General features: G+C 58.3%; 15 protein-coding genes and 2 pseudogenes. 4 read left to right on the top strand and 13 right to left on the bottom strand.

All coding sequences use genetic code 11. The features are described 5' to 3' along the window. Window positions 1-193 precede the first annotated feature (193 nt). The 13 genes from NKJ77_RS27535 to NKJ77_RS27475 form a co-directional block, all read right to left on the bottom strand. Complete coding sequence (locus tag NKJ77_RS27535) at window positions 194-1,846, bottom strand: ABC transporter substrate-binding protein (RefSeq protein WP_352536043.1); 1,653 nt, start codon at window positions 1,844-1,846, stop codon at window positions 194-196. Window positions 1,847-1,951: 105 nt separating this feature from the next. After that, a complete protein-coding gene (locus NKJ77_RS27530; RefSeq protein ID WP_352536042.1) occupies window positions 1,952-2,140 on the bottom strand; it encodes a hypothetical protein in 189 nt (62 codons plus the stop codon). A 296-nt stretch (window positions 2,141-2,436) separates the two neighbouring features. Continuing rightward, entirely contained in the window at window positions 2,437-3,558 is a 1,122-nt protein-coding gene (locus NKJ77_RS27525) for a tyramine oxidase subunit B (RefSeq protein WP_352536041.1), read from the bottom strand. 20 nt (window positions 3,559-3,578) lie between these two features. Then, on the bottom strand, window positions 3,579-4,853 hold the full coding sequence (gene eno / locus NKJ77_RS27520) for a phosphopyruvate hydratase (protein WP_352536040.1): 1,275 nt from the start codon (window positions 4,851-4,853) through the stop codon (window positions 3,579-3,581). 5 nt (window positions 4,854-4,858) lie between these two features. Beyond that, on the bottom strand, window positions 4,859-6,265 hold the full coding sequence (locus tag NKJ77_RS27515; RefSeq protein ID WP_352536039.1) for a glycerate kinase type-2 family protein: 1,407 nt from the start codon (window positions 6,263-6,265) through the stop codon (window positions 4,859-4,861). A gap of 105 nt (window positions 6,266-6,370) precedes the next feature. Next, on the bottom strand, window positions 6,371-7,180 hold the full coding sequence (locus tag NKJ77_RS27510; protein WP_352536038.1) for an SDR family NAD(P)-dependent oxidoreductase: 810 nt from the start codon (window positions 7,178-7,180) through the stop codon (window positions 6,371-6,373). Window positions 7,181-7,192: 12 nt separating this feature from the next. After that, the gene (locus NKJ77_RS27505) at window positions 7,193-8,011 is read right to left on the bottom strand and encodes an SDR family NAD(P)-dependent oxidoreductase (RefSeq protein ID WP_352536037.1); all 819 of its coding nucleotides are present in this window, start codon (window positions 8,009-8,011) and stop codon (window positions 7,193-7,195) included. Window positions 8,012-8,027: 16 nt separating this feature from the next. Next, window positions 8,028-10,475 carry a GcvT family protein gene (locus NKJ77_RS27500; RefSeq protein WP_352536036.1) on the bottom strand — a complete coding sequence of 816 codons (2,448 nt, stop codon included), beginning with the start codon at window positions 10,473-10,475 and terminating at the stop codon, window positions 8,028-8,030. A gap of 11 nt (window positions 10,476-10,486) precedes the next feature. Continuing rightward, window positions 10,487-11,497, bottom strand: a complete 1,011-nt coding sequence (locus tag NKJ77_RS27495) for an alcohol dehydrogenase catalytic domain-containing protein (protein ID WP_352536035.1) — start codon at window positions 11,495-11,497, stop codon at window positions 10,487-10,489. Then, entirely contained in the window at window positions 11,494-13,014 is a 1,521-nt protein-coding gene (locus NKJ77_RS27490; RefSeq protein WP_352536034.1) for an aldehyde dehydrogenase, read from the bottom strand. Before NKJ77_RS27490 ends, NKJ77_RS27495 begins: the two co-directional genes overlap by 4 nt. Window positions 13,015-13,158: 144 nt before the next feature. Next, window positions 13,159-13,779, bottom strand: a complete 621-nt coding sequence (locus tag NKJ77_RS27485; protein WP_352536033.1) for a class II aldolase/adducin family protein — start codon at window positions 13,777-13,779, stop codon at window positions 13,159-13,161. Window positions 13,780-13,821: 42 nt separating this feature from the next. Further along, the gene (locus NKJ77_RS27480; RefSeq protein WP_352536032.1) at window positions 13,822-14,706 is read right to left on the bottom strand and encodes a dihydrodipicolinate synthase family protein; all 885 of its coding nucleotides are present in this window, start codon (window positions 14,704-14,706) and stop codon (window positions 13,822-13,824) included. A gap of 56 nt (window positions 14,707-14,762) precedes the next feature. Continuing rightward, complete coding sequence (locus NKJ77_RS27475; protein WP_352536031.1) at window positions 14,763-16,010, bottom strand: NAD(P)/FAD-dependent oxidoreductase; 1,248 nt, start codon at window positions 16,008-16,010, stop codon at window positions 14,763-14,765. Between the two features lie 284 nt (window positions 16,011-16,294). On the opposite strand from NKJ77_RS27475, the gene NKJ77_RS27470 reads away from it, so the two are divergent. The 4 genes and pseudogenes from NKJ77_RS27470 to NKJ77_RS27455 all read left to right on the top strand — a co-directional run. Further along, window positions 16,295-17,158 carry a LysR substrate-binding domain-containing protein gene (locus NKJ77_RS27470; RefSeq protein ID WP_352536030.1) on the top strand — a complete coding sequence of 288 codons (864 nt, stop codon included), beginning with the start codon at window positions 16,295-16,297 and terminating at the stop codon, window positions 17,156-17,158. Between the two features lie 70 nt (window positions 17,159-17,228). Further along, complete coding sequence (locus NKJ77_RS27465) at window positions 17,229-17,450, top strand: hypothetical protein (protein ID WP_352536029.1); 222 nt, start codon at window positions 17,229-17,231, stop codon at window positions 17,448-17,450. Continuing rightward, window positions 17,437-18,279, top strand: a pseudogene (locus tag NKJ77_RS27460) (recombinase family protein); the annotation flags it as partial. The gene NKJ77_RS27465 and the pseudogene NKJ77_RS27460, both read left to right, overlap by 14 nt. A gap of 52 nt (window positions 18,280-18,331) precedes the next feature. After that, window positions 18,332-18,534, top strand: a pseudogene (locus NKJ77_RS27455) (IS66 family transposase); the annotation flags it as partial. Window position 18,535 lies beyond the last annotated feature (1 nt).

The following is an 18,535-nucleotide window of genomic DNA, read 5'->3' as shown; positions in this document are numbered from 1 at the left end:
GGAGTCGCGCGGTGCATGACGATCTCAGTGGACGGGCGCGCTTGATATTCGCTGACGGCGAGCAGCCGTCGGCTGTTCGGCCAAGGCTTTGCATCTCGTGCAGGGGTTCTCTCGTACAACGCCCCAAAAGAGCAGAAGGGTTTCGTCATCTCGATCAAAACCCTTCTATATCCACTCTAACAGGTCGCAATGCTCAGCCAGCTCGGTCGAGCCAAACCTTACCGAGGTCCATATCGTACGTCGGGTGCATGGCGTAACCCCTGACGTGCTTTGCCGAATGGCTAAACAGGCTAAGCCAATAAGGCTGAATTATGATGCCGGAATCCTGCAGAAGCGTTTCGATGTCTTGCATGAGAGCCTTGCGCTTCTCTGTATCCGGCACCATCAACGCAGCGTCCAGTTTCTTATCGAATTCCGGGTTTGACCACGATGACTCGTTCCATGCAGCGCCACTTCGATAAGCGAGCGCCAGCACCTGGACGCCGAGCGGCCGCATGTTCCAGTTCGTGGCTGAAAGCGGGTATTTCATCCAATCGTTGTAAAAAGTGTTACCGGGCAGAACTGTCCGCTTCACTTTGAACCCGGCCTCGCGCCACTGCGCGGCAATCGTATCGGCCGAGTCCTTCAGCCAATCCACGTCGGGACCAATAATTTCGTGCTCGAAGTCCATCTGACCGGCTTCGGCCATCAGGCGCTTGGCAGCCTCAACATCTCGTTTTTTCTCCGGAACCGGGTAATACTCGGGATGTATTGGTGCTACGTGGTAGTTCGCAGCAACGGTTCCGTAGCCAGTGTAGGCGATCTGCAGCACAGCACTATTGTCGACTGCCAATTGTAATGCATTGCGCACCCGTTGGTCATCGTAGGGCTTGTTTGTGAACTTTGTGCGACACACGAGCGTTGTCGCTGTCTTCGCCTCGCTTTTCACCAACCCGAGTTCGTCATATGTGGCGATATCATTTGCGGACGTCGAAGTGTTCGCATCTATTTCGCCTGACTCGAAGGCGCTCAGAACAACGGACGCATCACTGCCATAGTCAATGAATTGGACTTCGTCCAAGTATGCTTCACCGCCCCACCAGCTTCCGTCTGTCCGACGCTTTACCACAGCCTTTTGGTTTACGTCCCATGACACCAGTTCAAACGGCCCCGTGCCAACGGGATGACCAACGATATTCGAGCCGTTCTTTTCGAAGTTCCGGTGAACGATCAACGCGGGATAATCTGCAAACCCAGCGATGATTGTGATATCGGATTTCGGCAGCGTAAGTTTAACCGTGTAGTCGTCAACTTTTGTGATGGCGCCGTCCAGCGCTTTGCCTGTCTTATCATCAATGAGCGTTGCCATGCGCGCCGCCATCGAGTTTCCAGGCACGTCTTTTTCGCACCAACGTAGCAGGTTGAACATCACGTCATCTGCAGTAAAATCGTCGCCGTTGTTCCACTTGACACCCTTCCGCACGTGCAGGAGATACTGTGTGGCGTCGTCAGTCGTCTCCCAACTTTCGAGAAGCCAGGGTTCGAAAGTGTATTCACGGGTGTATTTGACCAAAGGATCTAGGAACTGACGGGATATATTACCTGTTGTTGGATCGTGCGCTAGTCGAGGATCACTCGGCGGAGTGACTCCCATGGAAATTCGCAACGCTCCGCCTTTTTTTCCTGCTTCTTCGGCATGTGCTGACGGCAAAACATCCAGCATCGAGTACGCTACGGCTGTGGACGCACCGAAGATCGATGCAAGCGCCAGGAACTCGCGCCGGTCCATCCCGCCCTTTTTTGTCTCTTCGGCGAGATTGTCGAATAGCTTAGGCATAGGCTTACCCTGCCTGTTGAAGAATCGCATCTGAACCTCCCAAAGACTATGATTGATTTGCCGACCGAACCTAGCCCTTCACGCCTTCATGGCTCCCGGTGGCGACGATGCCATCCCTTGGTGGCAGCGAAAGGGCTAGGTGAAAGCTATACTGGGATGCGGGGCATCGGAAGTGGGGAAAAAATGGGGCAGGTATAAGTGCAGCTTATGTGGATGATCTGGCGTCCCTGGTAAACCTGTCCGCTGCAGCGCGCTGGAGCGCGCCAGCCGGTCATCATCGGCGTCGAGCAGCGGGCCGAAGTGGCCGTCGAGCGTGTAGCGCATGAGTGCCGCCTTCAGCGCATTCGACTGCGCTCGATTCAGCTTAGATGGCACGCGAGCGCGTTGGAGAGAAAGGGCCGTGCTCGAACCTGTCATAGCAAGGTTCACGTGTTTGCCGAAAGCAAAGGCGAGTGGGCACACACTGGAAATCAAGAAGGCACTCGAGGCGCAGGACGAGAGCGCAATTCGATGAGCAAGGATTGACCTTCGGTATCCGAGATCGATACGAAGCCTGTCATCCAACCGAGCATCGCCACGCTTGACGCCGGCATTTGTGTACAAGCTAATCTTTTTGCTCGTTACCCCAGGTGCGGTTTGTCCCACAGGCGTAGACGTGTCCCAATGCCTCCTTGCTTCGCGTTTGCATAGATCTCGTAACCCCAGCTGATGTCGAACACGGCCATGCCGCAGGCGATAAAGACGATCCGATCGGCAGGGCTCTGCCGTCCCGGCTTCTCCTTGTTCACGACAGCGCCAAGACCGATTGAATCCTTCAGGGTTGGCAACTTGCCGGCATCAATCAACCGATAAAACGGCCCGCCAATAACGACGCTATAGTATCCATCCTTGTTGCCGGAAGCGATGGCGTCCTCGACATAGGCCTCATGCAACGACGTGTGATCATAAACGATTCGAGCATTGGTCCAAAAGCTTTCATCGGAGTGTACCGGCCCGGAAATCAGGATCGTGGCACCCTCTTTGATCCATTCATCCTTGAAATGAAGCGGTTTAAGGCGCGAGGCCGCGACGGTGATCACGTCAACGTCGCGGAAGCCCGCTTCGGCGTCGTCCACGCCCACCGCTTCAATCCCGTATTCCGTGCTCATCCAGTCGGCGAGATTCTTAGCCTTGTCTAGGAAGAGGTCGAAGCAAACGGCCTTCTCTATCGATCCGAGCTGCGTCATGATGGCTGTGACGCATGCCTTGTTGATCGGGCCGCAGCCGATCACGGAAATGCTCTTCGCGTTTTTGTTGGCAAGATGTCTCGCCGCGACTGCCGGCACGGCGCCGGTTCGCGCAGCGCTCAGCAGATTGGCGGACATCAGCGCAAGCGGCGCGCCGGTGTCCTTGTCGTTCAGCATCATGGTCAGGATTGACCGCGGCAGGCCTTTTTCCGCGTTCGCGTGATTGGAGCCGTACCATTTGTTGCCGCAGACATCGAAGCGGCCGCCCAGATATCCCGGCATAGCGGCAAACCGGCGGTCGGGACCGGCGACCGGCATGTTCGGAAATTTCGTTTCCCTCGGAAAAACAATGTTCATGCCGTGATTGTTATGGTTGGCGCCCCCCATCAAGTAGTCGCCCTTGCCGAGGAGGCTGAATGTCTCCTCGCAGACGTCAACGCAACGGGCCGCATCCAACACGCCGGCCTCAATCGTGTCCGATTCGGAAAGGTAGAGAAAGTCGATCTTAGGATACATTGGCGGCAGCCCTTTCGCGGTCAGAATTTGACGAGGTTTGAGATGTCATAGAGGCGGCAACCCGGGCTCGCCGCATTGGCCCGCATGAGGAAGTTCAGCTTTTCAATACGCTCGCCGGATCGAGGCGCGCCGTTCTTCTGCAAGGGCACTTGGAGACCGACAGAGAAATCCATGACAACGTCGTCAACGACCCCGCCCGAGCGCCCGGAGGGCACGGCAAGCATGTTATGGTCCTTGGCAAAGCGGTAGGCGTCGAACGCCTCGGTGATCGTGCCGACCTGGTTCGGCTTCAATATGAAGCCGTCCACGGCCTTGAGTTCGTAGGCGCGTTTAAGGAACTGGATGTTTGTGACCGTCAGATCGTCGCCCAGAACGATGGTGCGATCGAGCGCCTGGACCGCCTTCTGATGCCCTTCCCAATCGTTCTCGTCGAGCAGGTCTTCGATGAAGACGAGATCGAATTTTTGCGTCAGCGTCTTGGCGTAGCTGATGAGCTCGTTCGACGTGACCCTCTTGCTCTTTAGGAGATAGGTGCCAGTTGTTCTGTCATACATCTCGCTCGAGGCGCAATCGAGCGCGAAAGCGATCTTGCCAGTGTAGCCACACGCATCGATGGCGCGCTGCATGAGCGTCAGGATCAACTCAGGATCGTCCGATGGCGCGGCATAGCCGTAGGAGGAAGCCACCTGCGGCTTATGACCCAAGTGCTCGGTGAGGACGGTCGCGAGTTTCTGGAACACGGCGACCGCCATCTCGATCGCAAAATCAACGCTGTCCGTCCCATAGGGGACGATCAAGAACTCGTTGAACGATTGGGTCAGGTGTTCGTAATGGCCGCCATTGATGACGTTGAAGCAGGGGACCGGCACGGTCTGGACATCAGCCCCGGCGATGTGGGCGTAAAGCGGGATGCGCAGGGAATCCGCCGCGGCTCGGAAGGCTGCGATGGAAACCGAGTAGGTTGTGTTACCGCCTAGGACCTTCTTTTCAGGCGTCCCGTCGAGGGCGATCATGATCTCGTCGATCGAACGCTGATCGAACACGTTCATGCCCTTCAGGGCCGGCGCGATGACATCCATCGCCTTGGCGACCGCCTTATGTACGCTCAGGCCGTTGTACGTGGACGGATCGCCGTCGCGCAGCACATGCGCTTCATGCATGCCTACTGATGTGCCGGTCGGTGCCGCGCCTCGACCTACGGCCCCGCTCTGCGTGCGAACTTCGACTTCGATGGCAGGCCGACATTTACAGTCGATGATCTGCTGAGCCCGGAGTGCGACGATCCTGTCTTCCATGCCAGTCACCGCTGGTTCGCCTCGGGGACATACATGATGTTCAGGTCACACAGGTTGGTACCGGTGTTGCCAGTGAACACGACGTCACCGATCGCATCGAGCGCCTCGAAGCAGCTGTGTTCGCGCAGGGCACGAAAAAGGCTGATGCCCTTGTCGGAGGCAGACTGGAAACTGTTGCTGTCGGTAATGCCGCCCGCCACCCTGGTTGTGCCGTCGGTGCCTTCAGTGTCAATGGAAAGCAGGCATGCGCCTTGCGCTTTGGCCGCGGCGATTGCGAAGCCTGCCGCCATCTCCTGGCCCGGCCCGCCACGACCCTTGATCACGCTGTTGTCGGGGATAAAGGTCGTCACCTCCCCTGAACTCAGCAGCACACAAGGCGGTTTGATGGGGTTGCCATAGGTCTGAATTTCGCGCGCCATAGAGGCGAAGAATATGCCGGCGTCGCGACTTTCTCCTTCCAGGAAGGAGGACACGATCAGAGCGGGAATGCCCATCTCGTCACAGATCTGCTTGGCGTAGATGCAGCTGTCGGGCAGCGTATTGAGCAGGAAGTAGGTGTTATCTGGAAAGGCCTTCGGCGTTTCACCTTGGGGACCCGCATTCATCAGATAGTCGACTATCGATCGCGGCAGACGGTCGGCGAGGTCGCGATTGATGATCGTAGCGCGCGCGTCGTCCAGCGTTGTTGGGTCAGGCCCGATCGGCGTGCTCTTGTACGCCGCGTAGGGTGCGCTGATGTCGCCCGTGGCGGGTGAGCCAACTGCGTCGGAGATGCCAAAGCCGATCAGCTCAGCGCCGACGTCCTGGATGCGCTTTGCCAGCATTCCGCCGTTCATCGCAGAGATGTGGCGGCGCAAGGCATTGATCTCGTAGATGCCGGCACCGGACTTCAGCAGCACGTCTGTGGCTTCGATCTCGTCCTGCAAGGTGATGCCTTCGATCGGGCAGGACATGAGCGCCGAGCTGCCGCCGCTGATGACGACGATGAACAGATCTTCGGGCCCAGACTTGTGGACGAGATCGATCATCATCTTCGAAGCGCGGTAGCCCTCCTCGTTAGGCAGAGGGTGGCCGCCGACAAAGACCTGGGTCTTGCGGAACACGTCGGTTTCCTCGGCGATCTTCACGATCGCCACGCCCTTCGTCAGGTAGTCATCGAGGATCTCGTCCAGCGCCATCGCCATGTGGTTGCAGGCCTTGCCGGCACCGAAGAGATAGACGTTTCGTTTTTTCGACAGGTCCCAGGATCTTGTGCCGATATGGAGGACTGCGCCCTCCATGTACGCTATGCTCTTGATCCTCCTGTAGCTGTCGAGCCGCGCCAGCGTCCGGTCTGCAATCTCGAGCACGACCTTGCGCGACGCCGCATGGCCATGGGAAACGATTTGTTCGGCGTTTCTGATCTTCATCATTTTTGGACGCAACTCGACCCCCTCGTCGCCTAAGACGACGAGCTCCTATTGGTTTGACTTGATCGTTGGTCTAGCTACTTGGGCTGACGTTTGCCGCAGCTTGCGCTAGGCGGTACAATTCAGACCTCCATCCACGTAGATCTCCGAGCCCGTGATGTAGGCAGAGTCATCACTTGCCAGGAAAAGCGCGGCTTTCGCGATGTCCCACGCAGTGCCCGTCCGCTTCATCGGAATACGAGCGGCACGCGTCTTCGCCACCGCGTCAAAGTCGATCTCGGTCTCTGATTTTCCGCTGTTCTGGATGGTGGCATCGCGAGCCATCGGGGTGTCGATGATGCCGGGAAGGATGGAGTTCGCGCGTATGCCCTGCGCGGCGTATGTCGCGGCCAGGTTCCGTGTGAACGACACGACCGAGCCCTTCGAGGTGTTATAGGCGATGTATGGCGCGCCCAGATTGCGGAAACCCGAGATCGACGAGATGTTGATGATAGATCCCGCGCCTTGCTTCAGCATTTGGGGCAGCGCGTGCTTGCAGGGCAAGAAGAACGCCTTCGTGTTGATGTTCAGGATACGATCCCAATCTTCCACCGTGGTGTCTAAGGGGCTGCCGGCCTTGAGAATGCCGACGTTGTTGTGCAGCACGTCCAAGCTACCGAACGCCTCTACGCACGCTGCAACCATGTCCTTGACCGACTGCTCGTCGGTAACGTTTCCGGCGAATACTTGCACCTGTCCGCCCTCGCCACGAATGATCTCCGCGGTCTCCTCTGCTGCAGCCTTGTTCAGGTCCGCTGCTAGAACTTTGGCGCCTTCGCGAGCGAAGAGCACCGCAGCAGCCTTCCCGTTACCCCAGCCAGGCCCCATAGAGCCTGCACCGGTGACGAGTACGGCCTTACCATCAAGACGACCAGCCATATTTGCTCTCCTCTAAACGCTGTGAAGGAAGTGGCTCATGCCGCCGTCCACATACAGCAACTGGCCGTTGACGTAGGACGACGCATTCGACAGCAGGAACACAGTTGGGCCGCCCAGCTCTGACGGGTCGCCCCAGCGTTCCGCTGGTGTGCGCACCTTGATTTTGTTCGCAAAAGTCGCGTCTTGAAGTCGTTCCTTGTTGATGTCGGTCACGAAGTATCCGGGCGCGATGGCGTTGACGCGGATACCATAGGCTCCCAGTTCTGCCGATGCGGCCCTGGTGAACCCTACGATCGCCCCTTTCGCCGAGGTGTAGTTACAAATTCCGGCGCGCGGGCTGGAGAAAGCGATCGATGAAATGTTTACGATCCGGCCCCGATCCGGGCCATCCGATTTCCTCATTTCGGCGGCGGCCGCCTTGGAAAGCAGAAATGGCGCGACCATGTGGACCGCCATTATCCGTTCGTAGGTTTCGGCGGTCTCATCCCAGATGGAGTTGTGCAACAGCATACCTGCATTGTTCACCAAGCCCCATATGCTGCCATGACGCTGGACGATCGTGGGGATCGCCGCGGCAACAGCATCGTGATCAGCCATGTCGAAGGCAAGGTAGTCGGCATTCAGGCCTTGCCCCTCCAGTTCTTCCTTGCGCGCTTTTCCGGCGGCTTCCGTGCGTCCATGCAGCACCACAGTCGCACCAGCCTCGGCCGCTGCCTGAGCGGAGGCCCAACCAAGCCCGCGCGTGGAACCGGTGATCAGGACGACTTTTCCGTCAAGCGAAAATAGGTCTTTCAATGAAGTATACTCCGCGATTGGCTTGCCAAGTTGCATTGTTAGCGCCCGTCGGTCATGCGCGCATGCGCTCTGATGCCGGGTCGTAGAACGGCTTCAGGCTGGCTTTCGCGGGCTCAGCGCGCCCGTTAACCAGGATGGTAAATGCACCCTTGGCGATGAACTCAGCTGTAACGGGTTCGTCAGCGCCGACATATCCCATGCCGATGGCCGCGCCAAGATGATGAGAGTAGTTGCCGGAGGTGAGATAGCCCACCGGTTTGCCGTTCATCTGAATGGGCTCATTGTGGAAGAGGAGCGGTTCCGGGCTTTCCAAAAGGAAGGAAACCATCCGCTTCTTGCCAATGCCGGCTGCTTTCTGCTCCAGGAATGCGTCACGCCCGATGAACGGAACGTTCTTGTTTGGCTTGGCCGTGAACGACAAGCCGGAGTCGACCAAGTTGTCTTCGTAGACAATGTCGTGGCCCCAGTGCCGAAATCCCTTTTCCATGCGCATCGCATCGACCGCATGCATTCCGACGGGGCGCAGGTCGTAAGATTTTCCAGCATCAAGCAGCGCGTCGAGGAAGGCTGCGGCATCCGCTGCCGGGATATAGATTTCCCAGCCGAGTTCTCCGACATAGGAGATCCGCTGCGCCCAAAGCCGCACTTTGCCCGCGGTCATCCAGCGGCCGGTGCCGAAGCCGAAATGCTCATTGGAAAGGTCTTCTTCGGTCATCGATTGGAAGACCGCGCGTGCGTTCGGGCCCTGGAGCGCGATTACCCCGAACTGATCGGTGATATCGGTGATTTCAACATTTTCCTCTTTCGCGACATGCCTCATCACCCAAGACCAGTCCTTCACATGGCTGCCGCAGGGAGTGGCGATCATGAACTCATCTTCGCCCATCTTCACCACGGTCAGATCCGCTTCGATCCCACCGCGTTCGTTCAACCATTGCGTATAAACGAGCTTGCCAACCGGCACCGCGACGTCGGCACAGCAGAGGCGCTGCAGGAGAGTCTCGGCGTCACGGCCGGTGACTTTGAACTTGGCCAAGGAAGTCAAATCGTAGAAGCCGACGTTCTCGCGAACGTTGTTGTGCTCCTGTGCGGCATACGGGAACCAGTTCTGACGGCCGTAGCTATACTCATACTCCGGTTTGACGCCCTTCGGCGCGTACCAATTTGGACGCTCCCAGCCTGCGACCTCGCCATGTACCGCGCCCAACTCAACGAGGCGGTCGTAGAAAGGCGATTTGCGGATGCCTCGGCTTGAGCGATATTGAAAGTAGGGCCAGTGCATGGCGTAGGAACGCTCGAGCGCTTCGGCCACCCGGTTTTCCAGATAGGTCTCGTCGCCCTGGAAAGGCATGGCGCGGCGGCAATCGCTTTCCCAGACGTCCATCGGTGGATAGCCAAGGTCGATCCATTCAGCCATCACTTTGCCAATGCCGCCGGCGCCGCCGATGCCGCGGCTGTTGAAACCGCACGCGACAAAGAAGTTCTTCAAAAGGGGCGCCTCACCCATCAGGTGCTGATTGTCTGTGGTGAAGCTCTCCGGGCCGTTGAAGAAGGTCGAAATGCCGATCTTCTCCAACTCTGGATACCTGATCATGGCCCTTTCGAGATACTTCTCGAAATGGTCGATCTCGTAGGGCAATTCGCCGAAGCTGAAATCGGCGGGCACCTTGGACATCGGCAGCGGGTTAGCATTGTCCTCGAAGAAGCCGATCAGCAGCTTGCCGGCGTCTTCCTTGAAATAGACGCCGTGGTCCAGATCCCGCATGATGGGCAGCTTGCTGGGCAAACCTGGAACCGGCTCGGTCACCACATAGTAGTGCTCGCAGGCGAACAGCGGCAGCACCACTCCAACCTGCTTGGCCAGGTCACGCGACCACATACCACCTGTCAGAACTACCTTCCTGGCGCGGATCGTGCCTTGGTTGGTCTCAACGCCCGTTACCCTGCCGCCGTCTGTCAGGATCCTGGTGACGGTTACGCCTTCGCGGACGGTAGCGCCATTCATGCGCGCACCCTTGGCCAGCGCCATGGTGACATCGATCGGATTGGTCTGGCCGTCCTTCGGCAAATGGAGGCCACCGATCAGATCGCTGGTGTCGATGCTGGGATAAAGTTCTCCAAGCGTTTTTGGCCCGACGACTTCGACTTCGACTCCAAAGACGCGCGCCATGTCGGCGGTACGGGTCAATTCCTCGAGGCGCGATGATGTCTGTGCGAGCGAGATCGAACCGTTGCGCTTGTATCCGGTAGCCTGACCGGTTTCCGCTTCGAGCTCCTGATAGAGGCGGTGCGAATAGGCGCCGAGCTGGGTCATGTTCTTCGTGGGCCAAAGCGTGCCTACCAGACCTGCCGCATGCCAGGTCGTGCCGCATGTCAGCCGGTCACGCTCCAACAGGAGAACATCGGATACGCCGCGCTTGGCCAAGTGGTACGCGATCGACGCGCCGCCGATGCCGCCGCCGATGATGACTACCTGTGCTTCTTCCGGAAGAGTGGACATCTTACTCTCGTTCAAGGTTTAAGCGCGACATGAACCAACCCGCCAGAATGCTGGACGCTGTGCTTCATCGCGGCTACGATTTGATCGGTATCGAAAGTTTCAGCGCGGAAAGCCGGCAGATCGATCGTGCCCGCAGCGATTAGTGCCAGTACGTCTGCGGCCAACTCGTGAGGGAACCAGAACGAGCCCACCACACTGTTGCTGTTGCGCATCAACAGGCTTGTGTTGAAGGCCGCACGCGCGGTCAGGGCGCCGACAAACGCGACAGTCCCGAAGCGACGCAGCCGTTCTGACAGGGCCACCGATGTCGAGGCGTTTTCGCCCCCGGCGCAGTCGAGGACTAAGTCCAGCGGGGATTGATCATCCGGATCTTCCACCACGATGCGGCTGTCCAGAGCAGCCACCTCCCGAAGAACCGAAGTCCTCCGTCCCACAAGCCGCACTTGGGCCGCTCCGATGAAGGCCACGACAGCAGCGGAGGTGCCGAGCAGGCCCGCGGCACCGTTGATTGCGACGACTCTACCCGGTTGGAAGCCCCCTCGCCTGAAGCCAGCCAAAGCAGTTGCGAACCATCCCAGCCGACACAGAATTTCAGGCGGCGTGCGCACGCCATCGGGAATGGGTGAAAAGCAATGTTCCGGACCGACGAACTCCTCGGCAAAGGTGCCGTTCGGCCATTTGCCGAGATGCCGGCCTGCGGCCGGCGTCAAACCGAAGCAACCGATGAATCCGTGGTCGGCCTCGGATCCCGGACCTTCGATATACATGTCGCAATAAACCGATTGACCGCGACGCAAAGCACAGTCCGGATCGGCTGTTTCCTCGACGATCCCAATCGCGCACTGACCGGGAGTGAAGGGTCGTGGAGGCGTCTGCCAACTGCCTGAGGGCAAATGCTCGAAATAGGGCGGCAAAAACGCAGCCTGTATGCGGACACGAACTGCGCCCGCCGACAACTTTGGGCGTTCGATGTTCTGGGGGACGAACTGTGGGTTCCCCGCGACGACGCGGACCGATTTCATCGTCTTAACTCTCCGGTCCGGGCCGGCGCCGCCAAGTTCATCCAGACGGTCTTCACTTCCGTGTACTGCTCATGGGCCTCCAAGCCATTGTCGCGTCCTCCGAAGCCAGACTGTTTGAAGCCGCCGAACGGCGTCGTGATTTCGCCTTCGGAGTAGCAGTTCACAGAGACGGTGCCCGCGTTGATCCGCCGTGAAAGCTTGTGAGCCTTCCCCAGGTCCGTGGTGTAAAGCGACGCCGTTAACCCATATTCTGTATCGTTGGCCAGCTCGATCGCGTGATCTTCGTCCCGCGCTTCGGTGATGGTCAGCACGGGGCCAAAGATCTCTTCGCGGTAGATGGTCATGTCGGGCGTGACGCGGTCGAACACCGTCGCCTCGATGAAGTATCCGGGCCGATCCAACTGGTTACCGCCGCAGGCGAGTGTCGCACCCTCAGCGCGTCCCTTCTCAAGATACTTCTTGATGTTGTTGCAGTGGTTTGCGCCCACCACTGGGCCGAGCTGGGTGGACGGCTCCAGAGGATCGCCCAGTTTCCAGTTCCCGCAAGCGGCGACGATCTTTTCGGCCAATTCGTCCTTGATCGCCCTGTGCACGATCAGTCGGCTGTTCGAGGCGCAGTTCTGGCCCATATTGGTCAAAATTGAGAAGGCCTGCTGCTCGGCCACAAAGTCGAGGTTTGGCGCGTCGGCTAACACAACAGCGGGATTCTTTCCGCCCAGCTCCAGCACTATTCGCTTGAGGTTCGAGCGCCGGGAGTAATCAAGGAACATTCGCCCAACTTCGGTGGAACCAGTGAACGAAATGACCCGGACGTCCCGGTGAAGACCGAGCGCCTCTCCGACCTGACCCGATCCGGTCACGACGTTCAAGACACCCGCCGGGAGCCCTGCCTCGACCGCCAACTCCGCCATGCGCAGTGCGGTCAACGTCGTCATCTGCGATGGCTTCAGCACTACGGAGTTCCCGGTAGCCAAGGCCGGACCCAGCTTCCAGCCAGCCATGAGCATGGGGAAGTTCCAAGGCAGCACAAGGCCGACCACACCCAGCGGCTCGCGTACGATCATCCCGAGCGCATTGCTGTCGGTCGACGCGATTCTGGAGAACAGCTTGTCCTGGGCTTCAGCGTGCCAAGCGATCGTGCTGGCCGTGAACGGCACGTCGACCGTGAAACAGTCGGTGATAGGCTTGCCCGAATCCAGGCTTTCCAGTACCGCGAGCTCCTGCAGGTTCTTGTTGATCAGCTCCGCAAAACGAAGCAGCACGGCCTTGCGTTCGGATGGGTGTCTCTGCGACCACACGCCGGACTCGAACGTAGCTTTCGCGACCGCCACAGCGGCATCCACGTCGGATGGGCTGCAGCCCTCGATTTCCGCAAGAACTTCTCCGGTGGCCGGATTGACACTCTTAAATGATCTTCCGGCCGTGGGGTTGCGGTAATCGCCACCGATGAACGGGCGTGAAGGCATCCTTAGCGCAGCAGCGATCGAGAGGGCATCATTACGAGTAAAACTTGTCATGGAAATTCCAATTCTCAGGCAGCGACAGCCGGTTGCAGCCGATAACCCGGGTCTTCCTTGTCGAGTATCGAGACAAGAGCGCGAAAGTGCCCTTCGGAGAATCCCTGGTATTCTCGCCACTGCCGCGCCGTCTTAGCCGCTACTTCATGTGGCAGACGCTTGACTGGATTCCCGGTGGAATGGGCCAGCACGAGGTTCATGCAGGCGCGTTCGAGAGTGATAGAGCGTATCGAAGGCATGCGCCACGCTAGGGCCCACAACCATCACGCCGTGCCCGCCAAGGAGCATGACATCCTTGTCATCGAGGAGCTTGGCGACGCGCGCCGGCTCCTCGGAATCCGCGAACATTCCGCCGTAGTCTTTGTCGTAGGCTACGTTGCCATAGAACCGCGCCGAATTCTGGCAGATCGGCAGAATCTCCGGATCTTCCAGGCAGCTCCAGGCCGTTGCGTAGGGCATGTGGGTGTGCAGAATGCACTGCGCCCCCGGGATGTTCCGATGAAGGTATGAATGCAATTCCCACGCGGTGCGGTCTGGCGAGTCAGGACCTCTCGGCGCCTCATTCGTGGCCGAACTGAGCAGGAGCAAATCCCGCGCCTTGATTTGCGAGAAATGCACCATGTTCGAATTCATGAGAAACCGACCGCCCTCCTCATCGATTACGACCGAGAAATGGTTCGCAGTCGCCTCGTGCAAACCGAGGCGCGCGGTCCAGCGAAACGCTGCGGCAAGGTCATTGCGCAAGCGAACTTCTTGGCTATTCATGATCGGGATTCCAGGTTGACAGTGCGGTGTTGGCTCGTTCGGCTAGGCCGCCCTCGCCAACTGCAAAGGCTTAAGAGCCGCTGTTATTTTTACCTCTTCGTCCGGACCCACCTCGCAAACGGGCGCCCGCACGGTGCCACCGTCAAAGCCCATCTGGCGCGATGCCGCCTTGACGGCCGGGATGTAGTCATTCTGCCAGCAGTAAGCGACGATCGGGAACATAGATTGCCACAGCTTCAGGCCCTCGGCGTGGTTGCCGCTATCGATAAGGTTGAAGAGCTGGACAGCCTCGCGCGGAAAAATATTGGCGCAGCCCCAAATCGTACCTGCCGTACCCAACATGAAGGAGAATGGTGCATTCGGGTCGGCGCCGTTCAGGATATTGCCCCCGCATGCCAACAGCGCCTGTTGCTTGCATAGATCGCCTGAGCTGTCCTTGATGAAGTTGAAATTGTCCAGCTCCAAAAGCCGGGTGTACAGCCTGGGGGTGAGCTCGATTCCGGTGGCGCCGGGAATGTTATAGCCGATCACGTCAATGGAGACTTCCCTGCAGACCGCCTCGTAGAAGGCGAAGATGCCGTCGTCATGCTTGGGGCCTTCGAAGAACGGCGGCAGGATCATCAGCGCATCGACGCCGAGATCCTGGGCGGCCTTGGAGCGACGGATCACTTCCTGCAGATTCAGCGCCGACGTCTGAGCGGTTACCGCAGCGCGGCCGTTGACGCGCTTCACACCGGTTTCGAACAGCTTGTTGCACTCGGCCTCGGTCAGATAGGCATGCTGCCCAGTCCCCGAGCTGAGCACGAATCCATGCATGCCGGTTTCCAGATACTGGTCAAGCAGTTTATCCCAGCGGGCGAAATCGATAGACCCGTCCTTATGGAAGGGGGTCTGCATCGCAAGGTTGATTCCTCTTAGGTTGGCCATGTCCGTCACTCCTCGATCTATTTTGGCGGCGAGATATACTTTACGCTATGTTGAACTTAAACCTCGTCGCCTGCCTGCTTGAAACGCAACGCTGTTAGAAAGCGAACGCCCAATGCTGTGACAAGTTTTGGATAGGGTCTGCTCGGCACAGCCCTTTTCTGAAGAATGTCGATCACGGGCGAGCTTTGTCCGGCGGCCAACTCCGCGACCGCTTTCCCGAACGCCGCGCCCCTTGCGACGCCCGTTCCGTTGCAGAACGCTGCGCCAAAGACGTTGCTCGTCAACTCACCGAAAACCATCCCGCCGTTCTGAGCGAGAGTCAGCAGGCCGCCCCAACTGGCCTCGAAGCCAATGGAAGAAAGGGCGGGCCAGCGACGATCAAACGCAACCTGTTGCTGGATCCGAGCCCTCATCACGTCCTGCGTCGAAGTTTTGAAATTGGTCGCATAGGCGTACACGTTTCTGAGGAACAGGCGGTTGTCGGCGGTGCGTCGAACTGTCGTCCCAAAGCTGTTGGCTGGTATCAGGCCATATGTCTGCCGGTTGCCGACCTGAGCGAGTTCAGCTGGAGTGAGCTGCCTCGTCATGCTAGCGAACGTGTATAGTGGTATGGCTCGGTTCTCGAAAAACCCGAACCTGGTGAGATAGCCTGCCGTGCAGATAATGACCTTTCCGGCGGCAATCCTGCCGTTGGGCGTTTCGCAGATATGCCTGGAAGTACCGAACTGTATCGCAGTAATCGGCGTGTTCTCATGAACCATCACGTTGGCGGGTAACTGACGCGTGGCGTTCTTCAGGTATTTAGCCGGCTGTAGGAGAATCGTGCCCGGATGATGGAGCGCTTTGATATAGTGCTTGCTGCCGGTCATTGCTTGCATCTCCGGCTTCTCAACCCAGCTGTAGTTCTGCCCTAACCTGTCGAGCGCGGACGCGAAATTCTGCAGGTCCTTGACCCCAAGATCCGTGGCTGCGGAATGAAATTTCCCTTGAGGGTCCCAGTCGCAATCGACTCCATACTCTTCGACCGCGCTTCGAATATACTCAATTCCCTCTCGGTTGACGAAGAGCTCTTCATTATTGCCTTTGATGTCTTCTAGGAAATCGCGTTTGCGTGGATTGTGCGCTAGGTCGATCACAAAGCCCATGCAGCGACCGGATGCGTTGTTCCCGATGCGTCCGGCATCGACCAGCACCACAGAGGATTGGGAGTTGAGTTCAGCATATCGGCGAGCAGCGTGCAGACCCATCCACCCCGCGCCAATTACAAGGCAGTCGCACGAATTTTCGCCTTGCTGCTGCACCATCTCCAGCTCAGGACCCGAAGTAGCATACCAGCCGGAAGTAGTCGGGTCCGGATTCGGGCCCTCTACAACGATCCGTTTGTTCGTGAGATTCTTCGATGAAGTCACAGCGGTCCCGCCTTTCAAGGCGGGTCGTGCTGTGTCGCGCCGAGGTTCCGCCATAAGTCACTACGGGCGAATAGAGCACGCTGTGCAACGCGATCGGTAGACCGAAAAGAAAATGTCTGGTATAGGCATGACTTATGTCAAAGCTCCGTGCATTGGTCCCATCAACGCATTCCCTTTTCGTGTTCGAAGCTGCCGCTCGCAACCTCAGCTTCAAGCGCGCGGCCATGGAGTTGAATGTAACTCAGCCGAGTGTGTCGCTATCCATAAAGACCCTTGAAAAGCACTGCGGAGTTGTGCTTTTCGCGCGAGACAATCGCGGTGTAAGACTGACCGAAGCCGGGTCAGAGCTTTACGACGAAGTGCGGGCTGGCTTCCGCAGAATCGAGCAAGCTTTTGAGAAAATTTCCGATCGAGGAACGAAGTATCTAAGTTTTGCGGCGTCGATGTCGCTTGCCGCGCATTGGTTGGCACCGCAGCTTTATCACTTCCAGCAGGAGCATCCTGATATAAGGATTAAGGTTGTGGCGACGGATCGGGATGTGGAGCCCGACGATGAGATTGACGTAACGGTATGGGTGCGTCGGCGAGATTTCAATCGCAGCAACTCCTGGTTCATATCGAACGAAATTATCTTTCCCGTGTGCTCCTCGACGTACTTGGCTTCACATCCGCAATTGCGCTGCGTCGACGATCTCATTCATCATCAGCTAATCCACTGTTCTGACGCATATCGTAAACGCATGAGTTGGTCTGAATGGATCGATCTGGCGGGGGGAGACCCGAGTCGGGTCCGAGCCGACATAGTTTTCAATGATTATCAGCTGGCATTTCAGGCGGCCCTGTCAGGTGAAGGCATAGCGCTCGGCTGGTCCTTCACCAACCAATATCACCTTAAGAACAGAAATCTTATCCGTCCGCTCCCGGATGAAATCAGAACGGATCGGGCTTTTTTCCTTGTCGCGAATGACAGGCTTGGCCAGAGCGAAAAAACGAAAAAGCTCGTTGACTGGGTTTTATCTCAGTCTGAGGAACTCCGACCATAGGTCGGAGCGCTATCTCGTGTGAACGGCCTGCAAATGGCTGGGCGCGAGCCCATGAATTTCCCTGAAGCACTTGGAGAATGCGACGCTAGTCGGATGTGCGCCGGACGGGCAGTTCCTGGAGGTCGGCGCGCTCGATGTCGATGCGCTTGGAATTGCGGGCGTTCACGACTCGCAGAAGCTGAACGGGCTGAGTTCAGCGCAACAGACCATAGTGATCGCCCGGCTCGCCAACGTACTGATGGCCGCCGCCGGCGTGGCAACGGAGGAGGAGAGCTGCGATGACGAGCGGTAATCTGATTCCGACTGCCGTCCTCAAGCGCAAGGCCGTCGTCTATGTGCGTCAGTCCACTCAGGCGCAGGTCCAGCTCAACCTCGAGAGCCAGCGTCGGCAATATGAGCTTGTCGAAGTCGCGCGGCGCTGGGGATTCCGCAAAGTAGAGGTGATCGACGAGGATCTGGGATGAACCGCAAGCGGGGCCGTCGAGCGGCCCGGTTTCGAGCGCCTGGTCGACGATCTGTGCACCGGCCAGGTCGGCGCCGTGCTTTGCCTGGAAGCTTCCCGTCTGTCGCGCAACGGGCCGGACTGGCATCGGCTGCTCGAGTTGTGCGGCGAAGTCGATGCACGCGTGATCGATCTGGACGGGATTTACGATCCAGGATTGCCGAACGATCGACTGCTGCTCGGCATGAAGGGCAGCATCAGCGAGTTCGAGCTCGGCGTGCTGCGTGCCCGCATGTACGAGGCCGCCCGCGCCAAGGCACAGCGCGGGGAACTGCGCATCTCCGTGCCCTTCGGCTATGTCTGGCACCGCGATTACGGTCTCGGGTTCGATCCCGACATGCGCCTGCAGGAGACCATTCACCTGATCTTCGCGCGTTTCCGCGAACTCGGCAGTGCGCGCCAGGTCCTGATCTCGATGATCGACGATGGCGTGCATTTCCCCAGACCCTCCGACGGCAAGAAGATGGTGTCCTTCGACTGGGTTCCGATCCGTTACCGCAACGTGATCTCGATCCTGAAGAACCCATTCTACGCCGGCGCCTATGTCTATGGTAAAAGCGAGAAGCGCACTGAGATCGTCGATGGCCGCGTTCGCAAGAGCTATGGCCATTACAAGCCGGCCGTTCGACGGTGTAGACGTGATGCACCTTATTGCTGTCGCCAGGGACCTCGATGAGGTCAGTGGCAAGGATGCAGATAGCCGCGCTGCGCTGCGTCACGGAAAGTCCGCGGCCGTCGTCGCGAGCCTCTTCGAGCAGTGGGAAAAGGAACTGGGCAAGGTCTCCTGAAAATCCAAAACTGCTCCGATGCGATCCGCTACGCGCTCACCCGGCGCGAAACGCTGGAACGCTGTCTCACGAGGTGTAATCTGGAAA

The sequence above is a fragment of the Mesorhizobium sp. M0052 genome (assembly GCF_040323255.1).
Lineage (GTDB): Bacteria > Pseudomonadota > Alphaproteobacteria > Rhizobiales > Rhizobiaceae > Mesorhizobium.
Note: the sequence above shows the minus strand (reverse complement) of the source record. Positions and strands in the feature narration are given on the sequence as shown.